The organism is Buchnera aphidicola (Pemphigus immunis), from assembly GCF_964059115.1.
Taxonomy (GTDB): domain Bacteria; phylum Pseudomonadota; class Gammaproteobacteria; order Enterobacterales; family Enterobacteriaceae; genus Buchnera_C; species Buchnera_C aphidicola_C.
On record NZ_OZ060408.1, the window covers coordinates 22678 to 45558 of the forward strand.

General features: G+C 26.2%; 11 protein-coding genes and 2 pseudogenes. 5 read left to right on the forward strand and 8 right to left on the reverse strand.

Annotation, left to right across the window (positions count from 1 at the left end):
• Nucleotides 1-5: 5 nt before the first annotated feature.
• From dnaC to rsmD, 3 genes and pseudogenes are all read right to left on the reverse strand, one after another.
• Nucleotides 6-746 carry a DNA replication protein DnaC gene (dnaC, locus tag AB4W77_RS00115; RefSeq protein ID WP_367681469.1) on the reverse strand — a complete coding sequence of 247 codons (741 nt, stop codon included), beginning with the start codon at nt 744-746 and terminating at the stop codon, nt 6-8.
• Nucleotides 746-1279 (reverse strand): primosomal protein DnaT, encoded by a 534-nt coding sequence (gene dnaT / locus AB4W77_RS00120; protein ID WP_367681470.1) that lies wholly within the window; start codon nt 1277-1279, stop codon nt 746-748. The genes dnaC and dnaT overlap by 1 nt, the downstream gene beginning before the upstream one ends.
• Before the next feature lie 250 nt (nt 1280-1529).
• Nucleotides 1530-2121: pseudogene (gene rsmD / locus AB4W77_RS00125) on the reverse strand (16S rRNA (guanine(966)-N(2))-methyltransferase RsmD).
• A gap of 328 nt (nt 2122-2449) precedes the next feature.
• Here rsmD and ftsY point away from each other — a divergent pair.
• The 5 genes and pseudogenes from ftsY to AB4W77_RS00150 all read left to right on the forward strand — a co-directional run bounded on the left by ftsY (nt 2450) and on the right by AB4W77_RS00150 (nt 10756).
• Entirely contained in the window at nt 2450-3469 is a 1020-nt protein-coding gene (gene ftsY / locus AB4W77_RS00130) for a signal recognition particle-docking protein FtsY (protein ID WP_367681697.1), read from the forward strand.
• Between the two features lie 156 nt (nt 3470-3625).
• Entirely contained in the window at nt 3626-4483 is an 858-nt protein-coding gene (rpoH, locus tag AB4W77_RS00135) for an RNA polymerase sigma factor RpoH (protein ID WP_367681471.1), read from the forward strand.
• A 1218-nt stretch (nt 4484-5701) separates the two neighbouring features.
• Nucleotides 5702-6514 carry a Cof-type HAD-IIB family hydrolase gene (locus AB4W77_RS00140; protein WP_367681472.1) on the forward strand — a complete coding sequence of 271 codons (813 nt, stop codon included), beginning with the start codon at nt 5702-5704 and terminating at the stop codon, nt 6512-6514.
• A gap of 271 nt (nt 6515-6785) precedes the next feature.
• Nucleotides 6786-9062 (forward strand): 5-methyltetrahydropteroyltriglutamate--homocysteine S-methyltransferase, encoded by a 2277-nt coding sequence (metE, locus tag AB4W77_RS00145; protein WP_367681473.1) that lies wholly within the window; start codon nt 6786-6788, stop codon nt 9060-9062.
• Between the two features lie 249 nt (nt 9063-9311).
• Nucleotides 9312-10756 (forward strand): annotated as a pseudogene (locus AB4W77_RS00150) (potassium transporter TrkG).
• Nucleotides 10757-10808: 52 nt separating this feature from the next.
• Here AB4W77_RS00150 and AB4W77_RS00155 read toward each other — a convergent pair.
• The 5 genes from AB4W77_RS00155 to rpoB all read right to left on the reverse strand — a co-directional run bounded on the left by AB4W77_RS00155 (nt 10809) and on the right by rpoB (nt 22850).
• Complete coding sequence (locus tag AB4W77_RS00155; RefSeq protein ID WP_367681474.1) at nt 10809-11678, reverse strand: YicC/YloC family endoribonuclease; 870 nt, start codon at nt 11676-11678, stop codon at nt 10809-10811.
• 82 nt (nt 11679-11760) lie between these two features.
• Nucleotides 11761-13335, reverse strand: coding sequence for a bifunctional phosphoribosylaminoimidazolecarboxamide formyltransferase/IMP cyclohydrolase (gene purH, locus AB4W77_RS00160; protein WP_367681475.1), 1575 nt, complete (start codon nt 13333-13335; stop codon nt 11761-11763).
• Between the two features lie 124 nt (nt 13336-13459).
• Nucleotides 13460-13750, reverse strand: a complete 291-nt coding sequence (locus AB4W77_RS00165; RefSeq protein WP_367681698.1) for an HU family DNA-binding protein — start codon at nt 13748-13750, stop codon at nt 13460-13462.
• 740 nt (nt 13751-14490) lie between these two features.
• Nucleotides 14491-18738: a DNA-directed RNA polymerase subunit beta' gene (gene rpoC, locus AB4W77_RS00170; RefSeq protein ID WP_367681476.1), complete on the reverse strand. Its 4248-nt coding sequence runs from the start codon at nt 18736-18738 to the stop codon at nt 14491-14493.
• An 83-nt stretch (nt 18739-18821) separates the two neighbouring features.
• A complete protein-coding gene (gene rpoB, locus AB4W77_RS00175; protein WP_367681477.1) occupies nt 18822-22850 on the reverse strand; it encodes a DNA-directed RNA polymerase subunit beta in 4029 nt (1342 codons plus the stop codon).
• Nucleotides 22851-22881 lie beyond the last annotated feature (31 nt).

The window sequence follows — 22881 nt, forward strand, 5'->3', positions numbered from 1 at the left end:
TTTATTTAATACTCGTTTCCTTTAATGTATTTTCGATAGCTATCCCATTCAAAAGTTAACCATAAACTGTTACCTATTCGCATTCTATCGATAACTCTTTCTCCCAGTAAAGTTTTCATACCTCTATGATCTAAGTTTGATAACATTCCAGTGGAACGTTTAGAAGAAGATCGTCTGTCTACAATTTGATTTATAATTACTTTTTCATATCGGGATTCTGTTTGCATACCTATTTCATCTATCATCAATAAATCTACACTGCTTAAGTTATGTAGTAAATTTTCTTCTGTTATATTACTAGTTCCACTAAAAGTTCCTTTCATATTGGACATAAGATCTGCTACTGTAACTATTAATACATTTTTACCGTTTAATATAAGGTGATTTCCAATCGCTGATGCTAAATGATTTTTTCCTGTGCCAGGACGACCTGAAAATATAAAACTAGCAATATTGCCATTAAAATCCTCGGCATATCTTCTTGCTGCAGTAACTACTTTTTGATGTCCTTCATGTTGAATACGATAATTATCGAAAGAGCAGTTCATATATAGTTCTCGGATACCTGAACGACCAAGAATACGTTGCATTTTCATTGCACGATTTTTTCTAATAATCGATTTTGATGATAACCGACCTTCTTCTTGATTCCACGCTAGTAGGTCACCGTCATTATTAAATTTGGGTTTGATATGGTTAGGCATAATACGTTGTAGACGTTTTAAAAATATGGAATAGTTTTTCATTATTGTCCTCGAAAACCTTCAGGTGTTTTTTTGTCAGGTTTAGGTAAATTGTTAATATCTCTTTTTTTATATATTACATTTAATATTCTGCTTTGTTGGACACTTCTTGCTAATTTTTGTTGCCATTGTACGTGATGAAAGAATTTTCCTTCAGCTTGCCAATAGGATATGAATAGTGCTAATTCAGAATGAGAAATTGGTGAATGTAAAGTAATACCCCAAATAGCAGCTTGTTTTAAAAAATCTAGATCTGGTTTCCATTCTTTATACATTGTAAATTTTCCCATTGGTATGTTTTTTAAATATGTATTATTAATAACATTTTTTTTGGCTATATTTTTTTTTTGTTCCTGAAATAAATTGTTTATCGAAAATAATTTGTTAAGTAATGAAGGAGTGACTGCGTACATGATAGGAATATTATTCTGTAATATTGCTAAAGCTCCTTCTTTAGCTGAAGAAAGGGCAGAAATAGGATCTTTTTTGAAGTTAGCTAAATTAGTGGCTGTTGGTACTAGTATTTTTATAGACATAATTTAAATCTTATTTAAGGTGTAAGTAGTATGTAAAGTAAATTATATTTGACATATATAAAAAATAATTATGAGTATGTATTATGTAAAGTTAATATTTTTCATAATATCATTTTTTTTTATTGTATTTGAAGTCAAATATTATTTTTTTAAATAAAGTGATAATATTTTTATAGTTTTATTTGTATAAAATGATAAATTGTTATTTATTTTTAGTTTTATTTTTATATTATATTGTACATTTTTTAGGTTAAATTTTTTTTTTATTTTTTAACTCTATGAAATAATTTATCTTACGTATATAAAGACAGTATTTAACTTTTCCGGTTATTTTTTCTTTTTTTAAAATCCAATTTTTTGGAATATATATATTTTTTTTTGTTTTTTCTTGTTCTATATATATCCATGCGTTATTTTTTAACCATATATTATTTTCTAAAAGGAAAATTGTTTTTTCTAATATAGTATTATAAAAAGGAGGATCAAGGAAAACAATATCGTAAGTTTTTTTTTTTTAACCATTTTAAGGTATCAGTATGAATAATTTCTATTTCTAGTATGTTTAATTTTTTCACGGTATATTTAATTTGTTGTATCATATTTTTATTTATTTCTAGTAGAGTCACATTTTTTGCTGCACGTGATATAGATTCTATAGCTAATGCTCCACTTCCAGAAAAACAATCTAGACAATTAGAATTTTTAATTTTTTTATTTAACCAGTTAAATAACGTTTCTTTTATTTGATTGGTAGTTGGTCTTAATTTTTTTTCATTAATTACAGGTATACGTCTATTTTTAAATTTTCCAGAAATAATACGTAAGTTAGTATTTTTTTTCATTATGAATTATATATTTATTTTTATTAAATGTTATTATTAATTAATTAAAATATTAATTTAATTAATAAATTAGTATTTTAATTAATATAAATTTTTCGTATGTTTTATTTATTAAGGTGAAAAAGTGAAAAAAAATTTTTTTTTAAATTTTTTTTCTTTTATAAAAAAGAAAAAAAAGATTATTTCAAAAAATAAAAACAATATTATTAAGTCTAATAAACAATCTAATCATATTTTAAATAAAAATGTATTGAACGAATCTAACATTTTATCTAAAAAAATATCAAATAATAGTGTAATAGATGTTTCTAAAAAATCAAGTTGTGATTTGAGTAATTATAAATTGAATCAAGTAAAAAATGAGAATAAAAGAAATTATGACAAAATTAATGTAGGTAAAGATTTATCAAAATTAAAGAATAATGATATTTCATATAAAGGTAATTTTATAGAAAAGTTGAGAACACAATTAAAAAAAACAAGAGATTATTTAGGTTTAGAGATAAAAAATATTTTTTCTAAAAGTGAAGTAGATGTGATTTTATTTGATAAATTAGAAGAAAAACTATTATCTTCTGATATTGGTGTTAAAACTACTAATTTTATCATTAGTCGTTTAAAATCAGAAGTTGTAGAAAATAATATCAAAAACACCGAAGCAGTGTATGATTTATTAAAAATTCATATGTTAAAGATGTTATCTAAATTTGAAAAAACCATAAATTTAGAAAGATTTCATTGTCCATTTATAATTTTAATAGTCGGTGTAAATGGTGTTGGCAAAACAACTACTATCGGGAAATTAGCTGCGAAATATAAAAAAATGGGTAAATCAGTGATGTTGGCTGCAGGGGATACTTTTAGAGCTGCAGCTATTGAACAGTTACAAGAATGGGGATTAAAAAATAATATATCAGTGATATCTCAGCATATTAATGCTGATCCAGCAGCTGTTGTTTTTGATGCAATAAAATCAGCACAAGCGAAAAAAATTGATATTTTAATTATTGATACGGCAGGAAGATTACACAATAATCTGCATTTAATGAATGAATTAAAAAAAATAAAAAAAGTAGTAAAAAAAATAGATATTTCATTTCCTCATGAAATTATTTTAGTTGTTGATGCTTGCAGTGGTCAAAATACAGTACAACAAACAAAATTATTTCATGAATCATTGAATTTAACAGGAATAATTATAACGAAATTAGATGGTACAGCAAAAGGTGGAATTATTTTTCCCATAGCTAATGAATTTTCAATACCCATTTATTATATTGGAATAGGTGAAAAAATGGACGATTTAAAACTATTTGATAGTAAAAAATTTATTGAATCTATTTTCTAAAGTTTTATTTTTATATTTTTTTAACCTATTTATTTTAACGTTTTACATATATTCTCTATAGTATGTAATAAATAGTAAGATAGCTTTTGATTTATTTTTATAATTCACGTATTATAAAATAATTTATTAGTTTAATGACGTAATTTAGGGATTAAAATGATTAATAAAATGCAAATTTTATCTCTTACTGCTTTGGGTAATTTAGATGCTTATATTAGATATGCTAATTCTTGGCCAATGTTATCGGCTGAAGAAGAAAAATTACTGGCAGAACGTCTTTATTACAATGGTGATTTAGATTCAGCTAAAACTTTAATTTTATCTCATTTACGTTTTGTGATTCATATTTCTCGTAATTATTCGGGATATGGATTACCTCAGGCTGATCTTATTCAAGAAGGCAATATAGGTTTAATGAAATCGATTCGTCGTTTTAATCCTGAAGTTGGTGTTAGATTGGTTTCTTTTGCTGTTCATTGGATTAAATCAGAAATACATGAGTATGTGTTACGTAATTGGCGTATTGTAAAAGTAGCAACAACGAAATCACAGAGAAAATTATTTTTTAATTTAAGAAAAAATAAACAACGTTTGGGATGGTTTAATGAGAATGAATTAAGAATAGTGGCTCAAGAATTAGGAGTTTGTAGTGAAGATGTACGTGAAATGGAATGTCGTATGTCAGCTCAAGATATATCATTTAATCCATTGCCGGATGATGAATCTAATGATCGAAAATTAACGACTGTTATGTCTCATTTAAGAGATAACACGTCAGATTTTGCTAACGGAGTAGAAGAAGATAATTGGGAAATGCATGCAACGAATAAATTGACAGATGCATTACGTATACTAGATAAACGTAGTCGTCATATTATACGTGCAAGATGGTTAAATGAAAATAATAAAATAACTTTACAGGAAATTGCTAATGGATACGGAATTTCAGCAGAACGAGTACGTCAGTTAGAAAAAAATGCAATGAAAAAATTAAGAACAGCAATTGAAGCATAATTTTTTATATTTAGTATTTGAAATAAAAATAAAATGTTTCTAGTATGGTACAGTTAAATATTGTACCAAATCTTTATTTTTTATAAATATTTTTATAAATTATTTAAAAGATAAAATCGTGTATTTTTTATTATAATTTGGTATTAACTTTTTTTATATTTTATTTATATTTTAACCAATTGGATGTTGATTGATTTTTTAAAGTTAATTTTTATATAAATTTTAAATGTATATAGTATATATTTTCTTGATTTCTAATTTTTATTTATAAAGAATTTATATATATTTAAATTTATTTTCTGAATAGTAATTTATATCTTTTTATATATGATAAAAATTTTTCAATTAGTTTCGAAAAAATAAAAAAAATATTCTTTTATTTTTTAATAAATTATTTTTTTTAATTTTTAATATTTTTATAAGTGTATTAAAAATATCTTTTTAGAAAAATTTTTATTTTTTTATAAATTATAAATTTAAATTTTATTGATGTTAAGCAAATAAAATTTAATAAAAAATTAATATTTTTTAAAAAAGATATTATTTTTTTATTTTTTGTTACATTCTATTACTTATTTTCCAAATAAGTTTTTTATAGTCATATAAGTAATTGTTTTTTTATTTTCGTATATAAAATTATGTTTTTATGTTGATTTATTATTTTTTAAAAATAATATCAGTAAGTATTTTATATTTTTTTACAATTTTTATATTTTTAATGTAAAAATTGAATAGATATTAATATTATGTGTGTTAATGATAACAATTTTTATATATATGTAAAAATATAAATATTTTGGTAATATTTTTATTTTTAAAATGTGTATTAATTTTAAATTAATATAATTAATTTAATTTTTTAATTAAAATTCATATTAAAGATATATATCTTAATAAATTTAAAATTTTAAGTTTTTTGATGTTTCATAATTTATTAATTTTTTATTCAAATTATTTTTATAAATAAATTTATTCATTACATATATAATTTTTTATAAAAATAATATTTTATTTTTAATTTCATAATTATTGATTATTTTTATTAATAATAAGTATTAATATTAATGAAAATGTAAGCATTATTGTCATTTTTTAAATTTTTAAATAATTTTAAAATATTTATTTTATTTTTTAAAAATTTGATAGTTTTATTGATATTAGTATGATGATTTTTGAATATACTTGTTAGTATATATTAGATTTTATGGAATTATATGTATGTATAAATTTATTGTCTCTGATTTAGACGGTACTCTTTTATCTTCTGAATATAAAATAACAAATTATACGAAAAAGATTATTCAGGATTTGTATAAAAAAGGATTTTGTTTTTTTTTTGCTAGTGGTCGTCATTATTTCGAAATTTTGGAGATTTGTAATTATTGTCAAATAGCTGCTTTCATGATTTCTTCAAATGGAGCTAAAATTTATAATTTGAATAAAAAGTTAATATTTACTAGTAACATAGATAAACATGTTATTTTGAATTTATTACATCATATTGATTTAGATACCAATATAATTATGCATATGTATTGTAATGAAAAATGGTACATTCATAAAAAAAATATAGAAAAATATTATTATGATGATAGATCATCTTGTGGGTATCATGTGTCAGATTTTTATTTTTTTAAAATGGATAATGTTAGTAAAATTTTTTTCACTTCTAATCATTATAGTAAATTGTCTTTATTGAGGGAAAAAATTACAAATTTATTTAAATCAGATTTAAATTTATCTTTTTCTTCTAAAACATGTCTTGAAATAATGTCAAAAAAAGTATCTAAAGGAAATGCATTAAATTTTTTAATGAAATATTTAAATTGTTCTTTAAAAGATTGTATAGTTTTTGGTAATGCTATGAATGATATGGATATGCTTAAGATTGCAGGTAAAGCATGTATAATGTTAAATTCTGATTTAGAATTAAAAAATCAACTGCCACATGCAGAAATAGTTTTATCTAATGATAATGATGGCGTAGCTCGTTATTTAGAAGTTTTTTTAAACAAAAAAGTACTATCTTAAATATAAATTATTTTATGTAATTTAAATATATTTTTAATTGAATTGATTGTTAAAGTGATTTTATTGATATCATTTGATTAATAATTAGAGTATCATACTATAAATTTTTATTTTTTGATATAAATGTATTAATTGATTCAGAATATATCATTTATCTTGATTATAAAATTTAAAAAAATTATAGATTACAGAGAAAATTATAATTTTTATACAAATATGATTTTATTATAATATTTTTGATTAATTGTTTTTATTAAAAAATGGATTATATATGGCTATAATAAATCACATACTTGGTTTTCCAAGAATTGGATCTAATCGTGAATTAAAAAAAGCACTAGAAGAATATTGGTCTGAAAAAATTTTACAGGAAAATTTATTAACAGTAGGAAAAGAATTAAGGAAAATACATTGGCAAGAACAAAAAAAAGCAGGTATTGATTTACTTCCTGTAGGTGATTTTGCTTGGTATGATCATGTATTAAGCACTAGTATGTTATTAGGAAATATTCCGCAAAGACATAGAAATAAAGATAAATCTGTTGACTTGGATACTTTATTCCGTATTGCAAGAGGAACAGCTCCTACTGGACATTCTGCTTTTGCATCGGATATGACTAAGTGGTTTAATACCAATTATCATTACATTGTTCCTGAATTTACTAAAAATAGTACATTTTTTTATGGATGGTCTCAGTTATTAGATGAAGTAGATGAGGCATTAAATTTAGGGTATAAAATTAAACCTGTTATTTTAGGTCCTATTACATATTTATGGTTAGGAAAAGTAAAAGGAGATTTTTTTAATCGTTTAGATTTATTGCCAGATATACTTCCAATTTATCAATATATTTTTTCGGAATTGGAAAAAAGAGATATAAATTGGGTACAAATTGATGAACCTATTTTAGCATTAGATATACCTTTTGATTGGTTAATGTCATTTAAGCATGTTTATAAAAAGTTAAAATGTAAAGTAAATATTCTATTGACTACTTATTTTGATAGTGTAATGCATAATATTGACACTATTTGTCAGCTGCCAGTTCAAGGTTTACATGTTGATTTGGTTTATGGAAAATATGATTTATGTAGTTTAAATAATCGATTACCAAAAGATTGGGTTTTATCAGTAGGTATTATTAATGGACGCAATATTTGGCGTGCTGATCTTATGGATTGGTTTAGTGTTTTAAATCCGTATGTTAAAAAAAGAAAAAATTTATGGATAGGTTCATCTTGTTCTTTATTACATTCTCCTATTGATGTTCACTTAGAAAAAAATATAGATCAAGAGATAATAAACTGGTTTTCTTTTGCAATACAAAAATGTAAAGAATTAGCTTTATTAAAGGAAAGTCTTGTTTCTAATGATAATACTGTATTGAGAACATGGAGTGATTTTATTAAAAATAGAATAAGGTCTAATATAGTTAATAATTTAGAAGTACAACAACGAGAAAAATTGATACAATCTAATCAGTATAAAAGAAAAAATCCATATGTTTTGCGTTCTAAGAAACAGAAGGAAAAATACAATTTACCTATTTTACCAACAACTACTATAGGTTCATTTCCTCAAACGAATGATGTTAGGAAATTACGTCTTGATTTTAAAAAAGGTAATATTAGTTTAGAAAATTATAACATAGCTATATCTCAGTATATAAAAGATGTAATTTTTCGTCAGGATAATTTAGGATTGGATGTCTTAGTTCATGGTGAGTTTGAAAGAAATGATATGGTTGAATATTTTGGTGAAAATTTAGATGGTTTTGTTTTCACTAATAATGGATGGATACAAAGTTATGGTTCTCGTTGTGTGAAACCTCCTATCATTATAGGTGATGTTAGTCGTCCGAAATCTATAAGTGTTAAATGGTCACAATATGCACAATCTTTAACTGATAAATTTGTGAAAGGTATGTTAACTGGTCCTGTAACTATTTTATGTTGGTCTTTTCCAAGAGAAGATATTTCTAGAGAAGTTATAGCACGGCAAATAGCATTAGCATTGCGTGATGAAGTTAAAGATTTAGAAAACATTGGTATAAAAATAATACAAATAGATGAACCAGCGTTGAGAGAAGGATTGCCTTTACGGAAAAGCGATTGGAAGTCATATTTAAAATGGGCAGTAGAAGCGTTTCATTTAAGTTCATCTGTGGTTAAAGATGAAACACAAATACATACACATATGTGTTACTGTGAATTTAACGATATTATGGATGCTATTATTTCTTTAGATGCTGATGTAATTACAATAGAAACTGCTCGTTCTGACATGGAATTATTAGATTTTTTTAAAAAATTTAAATATCCGAATGCAATTGGACCAGGAGTATATGATATTCATTCTCCAACAATTCCTACAGTAAGAAATATTGAAACATTATTAAGAAAAATTATTCAATTTTTGCCAGTAGAACAAGTATGGGTTAATCCTGATTGTGGTTTAAAAACTAGAACATGGACAGAAACTGAATTTTCTTTAAGAAATATGATTCAAGCAACAAAAAATATCAGAGAAGAAATTAATAAATTTTGATGTAATTTATAAAATGACGCTAGCTAGCGTCATTTTATATGTATAATTGATTTTATTCAATTAGTTATAATTTTATTTTTTATTAATATTGAATTTGTTTTTAATATTAGCAAATTATGTTGTTGAATATTAATTTTAAAATTAATATGTTAATTAATTTATTAATTATAAATTTTATATATATAAAATATATTAAAGATAATTTTTATTGAATAAGGGTAATATATGTGTTTTTTTTTAATTTTTAGAATGATTGGTTTACTTGTTATTTTTTTTTCTTTCACCATATCTATTCCTTATACGTTGTCTTTAGTTTATTCTGATCATATAGATAAAGTATTTAGTACAACTTTTTTAATTACCTTTATTATTGGTTTATTTTTATGGTTACCTACTCGTAACATAAAAGGTAATATACATAAAAGAGAAGCATTTGTGGTAGTAGTACTATTTTGGATAGTATGCGGTAGTATTGGTTCATTACCTTTTATTCTATATGAAAAATTAAATATATCTATTACTGATGCTTTTTTTGAATCTTTTTCTGGTTTAACGACTACTGGATCTACAACTTTAATTTTTTTAGATTTATTTCCTAAATCTCTTTTATTTTATCGACAAATGTTACAATGGTTTGGTGGAATAGGAATTGTTGTATTATTTTTAGTTATCTCTCCTTATTTGGGAGTGAATGGTATGCATTTATATAAAGCTGAAATCATAGGATCGTTAAAAAATAGTAAAATGGTACCTCGTGTTTATAATATGGCTAAGTCTTTGTTATATATATATTGTTGCTTGACGGTATTTTGTACTTTATTATTTTGGATTTTTGGTATGTCTTTATTTGACGCTGTAGCTCATAGTTTATCTACTGTATCTATGGGAGGTTTTTCAACTCACGATAGTAGTATGGGATATTTTAATAATCAAAATATTAATATTATTACATCTTTTTTTCTTATATTATCCAGTTGTAATTATACTTTACATTTTATTTATTTAAAAAATAAGAATGTATTTTTATATTGGAAAGATATAGAATTAAAAATATTTATTTATGTTAATTTTATTTTGTTTATAATATTTTTTTTATTTTTATATTACAATCGATGCAATGATTTTTCGTCAATAGTGATAGATCGTCTGTTATTTCAAATTTTTTTTATTGAATCTACAGTAGGTTTTACCATAGAAAATTTTTCTTCATGGCCTGCTTATTTTTCTATTTTATTGTTTTTTTCTGCATGTGTTGGAGGATGTTCAGGATCTATGACTGGAGGAATAAAAATAATACGGTTTATATTATTATTCAAGCAATTTGTCAGAGAAATAAAACGCGTAATTCATCCATATGCATTATATAATATTAGCATTAGTAATGTAACATTTTCGACCAGATTATTAGATTCTGTATGGGTTTTTTTTTTACGTATTTTTTATTATTTTTTTTAGGTATTTTATCTCTTATGGCTACTGGAGTTGATACTTTTTCTGCGTTTTCGGCTATTATTTCTAGTTTAAATAATTTAGGATTAGGTTTAGGTGTTTTAGTAGATAATTTTAAATATATTAACGATACTGCAAAATGGATTTTAATTTTAATGATGATTTTTGGTCGTCTTGAAATTTTTGCGCTTTTGGTCTTTTTTTCTCCGATTTATTGGAAAGAGTGTTTTATAAATAGAAAATAAATTTTATTAATTATGCTTGATTAAATATATTAAATATGTGGATTAATTTTATTTATTCTATATTTTGAATTTGTTCTCTTATTTGTTCAATTAAGACTTTTATTTCGATGGTAGCTGCTGTAATGTATGAATTAATAGATTTTGATGCTAAAGTGTTAGTTTCTCGATTAAGTTCTTGCATAATAAAATCAAGTCTACGACCCATAGGTTCGTATTCTGTGTTATTGATAATAGAATTAGTTTCAGTAATGTGTATTATTATTCTATCCAATTCTTCGCTGATATCTATTTTTTGTATTAGTAATAGTACTTCTTGTTCGAACCGTGTCTTATCTATAAATATTTGTGATTCTTTTAATTTTAAAAATAATTTTTCTTTATATAATTTTAATACTTTTGGTAATTGTATTTTTATTTTTTTTATTTCATACTTTATTAAATCTAAACGTTCTTTGATTATTTTTTTTAATAAAATACCTTCGTGCACACGTACTTCTATTAATTTTTTTATGGTAAATTTTAATGAAGAGAATATTTCTGTTTTTATTTCATCTAAATTATCTCGTTTTATTTCAATTACTCCTGGCCATTTTAAAATATCGAGAAAATTAATATTACCTTCATTAATGTGTAATTTAAGCCACTGAATAGTATTTAGTATTTTTTTTATTAAATTTTTATTTAAAATAATTTTTTCTTCTTTTTTATAACCGCCTTCAAATTTTAAATAGCATTCTATTTTCCCTCGATCGAGGTTACTTCTTATATATTGACGAACAGCAAATTCTAGTTCTCGAAATTCTTCTGACATGCGAATATGAATTTCTAAGTAACGTTGGTTAACACTACGTATTTCCCAAATAGCTTTTCCCCAATTTTTTTTTAGCTCTGTTCTCGCATAACCAGTCATACTACGTATCATAAAAATACCTATAAAATATTTTTTTCTTTTACATGTATTATTAATAAAAGTAATGAGAAGTGAATAAATTTTTTAAATTTTATTAATGTTTAAAATGACGAATATCAGTAAATAACATTGCAATATTATGTTGATTAGCAGCTGCAATAATTTCTTTATCTCGTATTGAACCACCTGGTTGTATAATACATGTAATACCCATGGCAGCAGCTAGATCAACGTTATCTCGAAAAGGTAAAAATGCATCGGATGCCATTACAGCTTCTTTTGTATTTAAATTTAAGTCTTGTGCTTTAGTATTAGCGATTTTAGTAGAGTAAATTCTACTCATTTGTCCAGCTCCAATACTGATCGTAACAAGATTTTTTACATAAACAATAGCATTAGATTTAATGTGTTTTATTGTTTTCCATGCAAATTTACAATCATTAAGTTCTCTTTTGTTGGGTTTTTTTTTAGTTACCACTTTCCAATTTTTACTATTTTCAATTATTGAGTTTTTTTCTTGTACTAAAAGACCACCTTCTACTGATTTATATTCTAATTGATGCTTATTTCTATTATTGATATTAAATAATAGTATTCTAATCTTTGGTTTTTTTTTCGTTATTTCTAAAATATTTTTATCAATATCAGGAGTGAGAATTATTTCAACAAATTGTTTCATGATAATAGTTTTTGTTGTTTCTTTATCTAACGGAAAGTTAAATGCAATGATTCCTCCAAAGGAAGAAATTGGGTCTTGATTATATGCTGTTAAATAAGATTTCAGTATATTTTTTTTAGTTGCTATACTACAAGGATTACCGTGTTTAACAATAACACATGTGGGTTTATTGAATTCTTTTATACATTCTATAGCGATATTTGAATCTAATATATTATTATAAGATAATGGGATTCCTTGTATTTGTTTTATTGGTGTATCAATTTTTTTTGATGTATCTTTTTCGATATAAAATGCTGATTTTTGATGTTGATTTTCACCATAACGAAGATCTTGATTTTTTACAAAATTTAAATTGATAGTATTGGGCATTGATGTTATTGGTAAATTATTTTTTTTTATTTCTTTATTATGATTACAAAAATAATCAGAGATGATAGTATCATATTTTTTTACATATTTAAATGCGGATGTTGCTAATTTAAATTTTGTTTCTAAACTAACCTCATTATTATTTTTATCCATTTCTGATATTATATATTTATAATCGGATATATTGACTACAACAACTGTATTTTTGTAATTTTTAGCAGCAGCTCGGATCATAGCTGGTCCACCGATATCAATGTATTCGATAATATTGTCTATGTTGTAATTTTTATTATTAGTTGCATGCCAAAATGGATAAAAATTTACTACAATTATATCTATTTTAATAATTCCAAGACGTTGCATGGTATGGTCATCAGTTTTTTTTCTTGCCAGGATACCTCCATATATTTTAGGGTGTAGTGTTTTTACTCTACCATCCATAATTTCTGGAAATTGAGTATAATTTGATATTTCAGTGACATCAACACCTGACTTTTTTAAAATTTTTGATGTTTCTCCAGTAGAGAAAATATTTACATTTCTTTTTGCAAGATTATGTGCTAGCGTAACAATGTTTAATTTATTTGATACACTTATTAATGCATTTTTTTTTTGCATATAATACCTTATATGTAATATAAAAGTTTTTTTTGATTCTATATTGATAATTATTAAGATATATATTGATATTAATCAGGGGCAACGTGGCCCCGATTTTTTGAGACGAATATAAAAATAAACATTATTTTACAGCTTCTTTTAAAGATTTACCGGATATAAAAGTAGGTACTTTTGTAGCAGGAATTTGAATTTCTTTTCCTGTTTGTGGGTTACGTCCGATACGAGCAGCTCGATTATTTACTTTAAAAGTTCCAAATCCTACTAATTGAACAGAATTTCCATTTTTTAAAGATTGTACAATAGAAGATAAAGCTGTTTCTAAAGTTGTTTTAATTTGTTTTTTAGATAATTTAGTAATTTCGGAGACTACATTAATTAGTTGAGCTTTATTCATATTTCTTTCCTGAAAAATATTGATTATTTTTTAATAACAGTAATATGATTAACTTATATATTAAAGTTATCGATAGTAATTTATACTAAAGTTAATTTTATATTTAATAAATATAATATAAAATAAATTTATTTTTATAAAAAAAATTATTTTTATTATTAGATACATATTAATAAACAAATTATTAAAAATAATCAAAAAAAAATAAAAAATAAAAAAAGATATAAAATAGATAATAAATCTATTTCATTTTTATTCTTATTGTATTTTAAAAACATAAATTATGTGATTTCAAGAAAAGGAAAAATATTGATATATAAATATTGATTAATATATTATATTTTTAATTAAAATATATGTTAATAACTATACAAGATAATATTGTATTATATATTTATGAAATTTATTTTTATATATGAATATAACTAACGTTTTATTTTTTATTAAATACTTTTTGTGAAAAATATATACACTACATAAAAGTTTTATTTTATTTTTATATATAAGATTATTAAAAAAAATAAATAAAATATATTTATATATTTTCTGTTTTAATTTTCCATCTCATAATTATATGAAATAATATCATATATATGAATAAATGAAAGATAAATTAGTATATAATTTATATTTTATAACAATAAAATTTTTTAAAAAATAAATATTTATATAACAATGTAGATATAAAAATTTATGTATTTATTCATTTTTTAATATAAACTGCTTTTTTAATAGCAGTTTATATTAAAATGATAATTTTATTTATTTTTATTTTTTATAAGAGTTGAATTTAACAATTCAGATAAATTTGCAGCCGCTTCTTCCGGACTAATACCTGATATAGTAGTATCGGTAATTTTATTATTTGATAATAATGATCGGTGATGACGACGATTTAATCTATTTTTATGATATGCGTATCCTGTTCCAGCGGGTATTAATCGACCAACAATGACATTCTCTTTTAAACCTCTTAATTCATCTTTTTTTCCAGCAACGGCTGATTCTGTTAAAACACGTGTTGTTTCTTGAAAAGATGCAGCAGATATAAAAGATTCTGTTGCTAGAGATGCTTTTGTAATTCCTAATAAATCTCGACAAAATGTTGCTGGAATATAATTTTTTTTCTCCAGATTACGATTTGATATTTTTATTCGATAAAACTCTACTTGTTCTCCATCTAAAAATTCTGATTGTCCTGCTTTAATAATAGTAGCTTTTCGTAACATTTGACGAATAATGACCTCAATATGTTTGTCATTTATTTTTACTCCTTGAAGACGATATACTTCTTGTACTTCATTAACAATATATTTCGTTACAGCTTGTATTCCTCTTAATCTAAGAATATCATGTGGAGATTCTGGACCATCAGATATGACATCTCCTTTTTCTACTCTTTCTCCTTCAAAAACGTTAAGTTGTCTCCATTTAGGAATCATTTCTTCATATATTTCATTATCATCAGTAGGAGTAATAATTAAACGCCGTTTTCCTTTAGTTTCTTTTCCAAAAGATACGAAACCACTAATTTCTGCTAGAATTGCTAATTCTTTAGGTTTTCGAGCTTCGAAAAGATCAGCAACTCTAGGTAATCCACCAGTAATATCTTTAGTTCCACCTGATTCTTGTGGAATTCTTGCTAAAGTATCTCCTGAACTAATTTTCATGGCGTTATCTAATTGAACAATACTTCTACCAGGAAGAAAATATTGTGCAGGCATATCTGTACCTGGTAACAGTACATCTTTTCCAAATGAGTCGATAATTTTTAACGCTGGACGCAGATCCTTTGCTATTGAAGTGCGTTCAGCTGAATCTAATATTATTATAGAAGTTAATCCTGTTAATTCATCTGTTTGTCGAGTAATACTTTGACCATCGATCATATCAATAAATTGAACATAACCATTAACTTCAGTGATAACAGGCATAGTATGTGGATCCCATTTAGCTATTGTTTCACCTGAATTAACGGTCTCTCCATGTCCTTTAATCATGATAGAACCGTATGGTACTTTGTAACTTTCTTGCGTTCTACCTAATTCATCGAGCATTTTTAATTCAACATTACGTGAAGTAATAATAATTTTACCTTCTGAATTAATGACTGATTTAGCGTTATTAAGGTTAATTTTACCTTTGTTTTTTACTTGAATACTAGATGTTGCAGCGGCTCTTGATGCTGCACCTCCAATATGGAATGTGCGCATTGTTAATTGTGTTCCTGGTTCTCCTATAGATTGAGCTGCAATAACACCAATAGCTTCACCTTTATTTACTAAATGACCACGTGCCAAATCACGTCCATAGCAATAAGCACAAATTCCGAAATCGGTATCACAATTGACCACTGATCTAACTTTAATGCTATCTATAGAATATTTTTCTAAAATATCACACCATTTTTCATTGAGTAACGTATTACGAGGTATTAAAATTTCTGTTGAACATGACTTGAAAATATTTTCAGCTGTAATTCTTCCTAATACTCTTTCTCGTAAAGGTTCTTTAACTTCACCACCTTCGATTACTGGTGTCATGACAATGCCTTCATATGTAAGACAATCATCTTCTGTTACTACTAAATCTTGTGCTACATCTACTAAACGACGTGTTAAATATCCAGAATTAGCTGTTTTTAAAGCAGTATCTGCTAATCCTTTTCTTGCTCCATGGGTAGAAATAAAATATTGTAGTACATTTAATCCTTCACGAAAATTAGCTGTAATAGGTGTTTCAATAATAGATCCATCTGGTTTTGCCATTAAACCTCTCATGCCAGCTAATTGTCTAATTTGTGCAGCAGAACCGCGTGCTCCTGAATCAGCCATCATAAAAATGCTATTAAAGGATACCTGTTTTTCAATTTTACCGTATTTATTTATGACAGAATCAACAGAAAGATTGGCCATCATAGCTTTTGAAACACGTTCGTTAGCAGCTGCCCAAATATCAATAACTTTATTATATCTTTCTCCAGCAGTGACTAGTCCAGATTGAAATTGTTCTTGAATTTCTGCAACTTCATTTTCAGCTTCTGCAATAATTTCTATTTTTTCAGAAGGTATTACCATATCATCTATACCTACAGATGCACCAGATCGAGCAGCATAAGCGAATCCTGTATACATGATTTGATCAGCAAAATCCACGGTAGATTTTAGACCTAAAATACGATAACAAGTATTAATCATTTTAGAAATACTTTTTTTTCCTAATGTTTGATTTACTATGGAAAAAGGTAGTCCTTTAGGAACTATCATCCACAAAATAGCTCTACCTATTGTAGTATGAATTATTTTATTTTTTTTTAGAATAATTTTTTCTTCTTTTTTTTCGTATTCTTGAATTCTAATTCTAACCATTGAGTGTAACTCGGCAAGTTCTGAACGATAAAGACGTTCTGCTTCTTTAGGACCGCTTAAAATCATTCCTTCTCCTTTACCATTGATTTTAGATCGAGTCATATAATACAGTCCTAAAACGACATCTTGTGAAGGTACGATGATAGGTTCTCCGTTAGCTGGAGATAGAATGTTATTGGTAGACATCATTAATGCTCGTGCTTCTAATTGCGCTTCGAGGGTCAGAGGAACATGAACTGCCATTTGATCGCCATCAAAATCAGCATTATAAGCAGCGCAGACTAAAGGATGTAATTGTATAGCTTTCCCTTCAATTAAAATTGGTTCAAAAGCTTGTATACCTAATCTATGTAGGGTGGGTGCTCTGTTCAATAAAACAGGATGTTCGCGAATTACTTCGTCTAATATATCCCAAACAACGGATTCTTCTTTTTCTACCATTTTTTTAGCAGCTTTAATTGTTGTTGCTAAACCGTGTAGTTCTAATTTTCCGTATATAAATGGTTTAAATAATTCTAATGCCATTTTTTTAGGTAATCCACATTGATGCAAATGTAGATAAGGACCGACAGTAATTACTGAACGTCCTGAATAATCGACGCGTTTACCGAGTAAATTTTGACGAAATCGACCTTGTTTTCCTTTGATCATATCTGCCAAGGATTTAAGAGGACGTTTATTGGATCCAATAATTGCTCGACCTCGGCGACCATTATCTAACAGTGCATCTATAGCTTCTTGCAACATGCGTTTTTCGTTTCTTACTATGATATCTGGAGCCGATAAATCTAGTAATCGTTTTAACCGATTATTTCTATTAATAACTCGGCGATATAAATCATTTAAATCTGAAGTTGCAAATCTTCCTCCATCTAAAGGTACCAGTGGTCTTAAATCAGGAGGTAAAATAGGAAGAACATTAAGAATCATCCATTCTGGTTTATTATTTGATTGTATAAATGATTCGAGTAATTTAATACGTTTGGTTAATTTTTTTCTTTTAGTTTCAGAATGGCTTTTTTTTAATTCTTTTCTTAATGTTTCGCATTCCTCTTTTAAGTTCATATTTTTTAAAAGTATTTGGATTGCTTCAGCTCCCATTTTTGCATCAAAATCATCTCCGAATTCTTCTAGTGCATCTAAATATTGTTCTTCAGTTAAAATTTGTTTTTTCTCTAAATTAGTCATACCTTCATCAACAATGACATATGATTCAAAATAGAGTACTCTTTCTATATCTCTAAGAGGCATATCTAATAATAACCCAATACGCGATGGAAGAGATTTTAGAAACCAAATATGGGCTATAGGAGATGCTAATTCTATATGACCCATTCTTTCACGACGCACTTTACTCTGAGTTACTTCTACTCCACATTTTTCACAAATAACACCGCGGTGTTTCAAACGTTTATATTTTCCACATAAACATTCATAATCTTTGACAGGACCGAAAATCCGTGCACAGAATAAACCATCTCGTTCAGGTTTAAATGTGCGATAATTAATTGTTTCTGGTTTTTTTACTTCTCCAAAAGACCATGAACGAATAGTGTCTGGTGAAGATAATGAAATTTTGATAGAATCAAATTCTTCTGCTTTAGTTTGTGTTTTTAGAAATTTAAGTAAGTCTTTCACGGATTAGCTCCCGTCTGAGTAAACAGTTCAAGAGAATATGAATAAAAATTAGATTTATAGTAGTTGGTATATATTGGAACGTTTTATTCATTTTCAAGTTCAATATTAATGCCTAATGATCTAATTTCTTTTAATAAAACGTTAAATGATTCTGGCATCCCTGGTTCCATTTTGTGATTACCGTCTACAATATTTTTATACATTTTTGTTCGTCCATTTACATCATCAGATTTTACAGTGAGCATCTCTTGTAAAGTATAAGAAGCTCCATATGCCTCGAGTGCCCAAACTTCCATTTCTCCAAAACGTTGTCCACCAAATTGAGCTTTTCCACCTAAGGGTTGTTGTGTCACCAAACTATATGATCCTGTTGATCTAGCATGCATTTTATCGTCTACTAAATGATTTAGTTTTAACATATACATATATCCAACAGTGACAGGTCTTTCAAATTTTTCTCCAGTTCGTCCATCAAAAAGTATAATTTGTCCAGATGAAGGAAGATCAGCTAATTCTAATAGTTTTTTAATTTCACTTTCTTTAGCACCGTCAAATACAGGTGTTGCAATAGGAATACCTTTTTTAAAATTTTCTGCTAGAATTAGTATTTCTTTATCGGAGAAATTAGAAAAATCGATTTTTTGACGAATGTTTTCTCCTATATTGAAAGCTTGTTGTATAAATTTACGTAAATTTTCAACTTTTTCTTTTTTTTTCAACATATAATTAATTTTATCGCCTAATCCTTTAGCAGCTAAGCCTAGATGTGTTTCTAAAATTTGACCAATATTCATTCTAGAAGGTACCCCTAATGGATTAAGAACAATGTCAATCGGGATTCCATATTGGTCGTAAGGCATATCTTCAATAGGATTAATTTTAGAAATAACTCCTTTATTACCGTGTCTTCCTGCCATTTTATCACCAGGTTGAATATGTCTCTTTACAGCCAAATATACTTTAACTATTTTTAAAACTCCTGGAGATAAATCATCTCCTTGAACAATTTTTTTATGGTTTTCTTCTATTTTTTTTTCAAATTCTTTTTTTAGCGAATTATATTTTTTAGTTAATTTTTCTAATATTTTTTGATTTTTTTCATTTTTTAATTTTATTTTTAGCCATTCTTCTTTGGATAATTTATAAATTTCTTCTTTGGAAATACCACAATTTATCAAATGATTATAGATATGAATAAAAAGACTAGATTCAAATATTTTTAATTCTTCTGTCAGATCTTTTTTAATCTTTTTTAACTGCATATCTTCTATTTCTAAAGTTCGTTTATCTTTTACCACGCCATCTCGCGTAAAAATTTGTAAATCAATTACGGTGCCTGATACTCCATTGGGTACACGTAATGAAGAATCTTTAACATCTGAGGCTTTTTCTCCAAAAATAGCGCGTAGTAATTTTTCTTCAGGTGTTAATTGTGTTTCTCCTTTAGGTGTTACTTTTCCGACAAGTATATCTCCTTCTGTAACTTCGGCTCCAATATATACAATTCCTGATTCATCTAATTTAGATAAGGCTGCTTCTCCTACATTCGGTATATCTGATGTAATTTCTTCAGATCCTAGTTTAGTATCTCGAGAAATACATGCTAGTTCTTGAATGTGAATAGTTGTAAATTTATTTTTTTGTACAACTTTTTCTGAAATAAGTATAGAGTCTTCAAAGTTATAACCATTCCAAGGCATAAAAGCTACACGCATGTTTTGACCTAAAGCGAGTTCGCCTAAATCAGTAGATGGACCATCAGCTAATACATCTCCTGATTCAACAAGTTCTTTTAATTGGACGCAAGGAATTTGATTTATGCAAGTATTTTGATTAGAACGCGTATATTTATTTAAATTATATATATCGATTCCAGCTTCACCTGTGAGCATTTCTGTTTCTTTAACTTTAATAACAATGCGAGATGCATCAATGTATTGCACTATACCACCTCTTTTAGCTACTACTGTTACTCCAGAATCTACAGCAACAGCTCTTTCCATTCCAGTGCCCACTAGAGGTTTTTCTGATCTTAGAGTTGGTACTGCTTGTCTTTGCATATTTGCACCCATTAAAGCGCGATTTGCATCATCATGTTCTAAAAAAGGGATTAAAGAAGCACCAACAGATACGATTTGTTGGGTAGATACATCCATATAGTTTACTTGATCAGGATGGAATAAACTGGATTCTCCTTTATGACGGCAAGTAACTAAATCATCAATAAACATGTTTTGAGAATTAAGATTAGTATTTGCTTGTGCAATAATATAATTACCTTCTTCGATGGCAGATAAGTATTTTATTTTATTGGTTACTATATTATTTTTTACTTTTCTGTAAGGTGTTTCTAAAAAACCATATTTGTTGGTACGAGCATAAACAGATAATGAATTGATTAATCCTATATTAGGTCCTTCTGGTGTTTCAATAGGACACACCCGACCATAATGAGTAGGATGTACATCTCGTACCTCAAATCCAGCTCTTTCTCTTGTTAATCCTCCAATTCCAAGAGCAGATATTCTACGTTTGTGTGTAATTTCAGATAAAGGATTATTTTGGTCCATAAATTGAGATAATTGACTAGATCCAAAAAATTCTTTTACAGCAGAAGAAATTGGTTTAGCATTAATCATGTCTTGAGGCATTATAGTATCTAGATCACCTAATGATAATCTTTCTTTTACTGCTCTTTCTACTCGCACTAAACCTATTCGAAATTGATTTTCAGCCATTTCACCAACAGATCTAATACGACGATTTCCTAAATGATCGATATCATCTATTTCTCCTTTTCCATTTCGAATATCTATTAATTTTTTAATAACATCTACAATATCTTCTTTACTAAGAGTACCTGATCCTATTATTTCTTCACGTGATAGAGAACGATTAAATTTCATTCTTCCTACAGGTGAAAGATCGTATCTTTCTTCAGAAAAAAATAGATTTATAAAAAGATTTTCAGCAGCTTCTCTTGTAGGAGGTTCACCTGGTCTCATCATACGATAAATTTCTACTAATGCACTTAATTTATCGTGAGTTTGATCTATTTTTAATGTTTCTGAAATATAAGGACCATGATCTAAATCATTAGTAAAAATAGTTTCTATAGTACTATGTCCATTTTTTATTATTTTTTCTAATATTTCAGGAGAAATTATTGTATTGGAGAGAATAATAGGTTGATTGTTTTTTTTATCGAAATAATTTTTAGCAATAATTTTATTGAATATATATTCAATAGGTACTTCAATTTTTTTAATATTATCTTTTTTTAATTTTCTTATGTGGTGAGCTGTAATACGACTTCCTTTTTTTACATAAATTTTTTCGTATGATTTTATATTGAAAGAAGCTGTTTCACCACGAAGTCTTTCAGGTACTAATGTCATTTCAACTTTTTTTTCAAAGAATTGAAAAATATTTTTTTTAAAGAACAAATTAATAATATCTTCCGTGGAGTAATTAAGAGCTCTTAAAAGAATTGTGACGGGAAGTTTTCTTCTACGATCGATACGTACAAATAAATTATCTTTAGGATCAAATTCAAAATCTAACCAAGATCCTCGATAAGGTATGATACGAGCGTTGTATAAGACTTTTCCGGAAGAATGAGTTTTTCCTTTATCGCTATCAAAAAAAACACCAGGACTACGGTGTAATTGTGATACTATGACTCTTTCTGTACCATTAATAATAAATGTACCATTTTCAGTCATAAGGGGAATTTCACCCATGTATACTTCTTGTTCTTTAATATCTTTTACAGTGGCTTCTAAAGATTCTTTTTCATAAATTATTAAACGTAATTTAACGCGCAATGGAGCAGAAAAAGTAGCACCCCGTATTTGACATTCTTTTACATTAAAAACAGTGTGACCTAAGCGATAACTGACATATTGTAATTCAGCATTACCACTATAGCTGCGAATGGGAAATATAGAACGGAAAGCAGCTTCTAATCCGTGTTGACCTTCTGGATCCTGTTTAATAAATTTTTGAAATGAATCCAATTGGATAGAAAGTAGATAAGGTATATCTAGAATTTGTGGTCTTTTTCCAAAATCTTTACGAATTCTTTTTTTTTCGGTATAAGAGTAAACCATGAGGTTCCTTAGCTAGCTGATAAGTTAAACT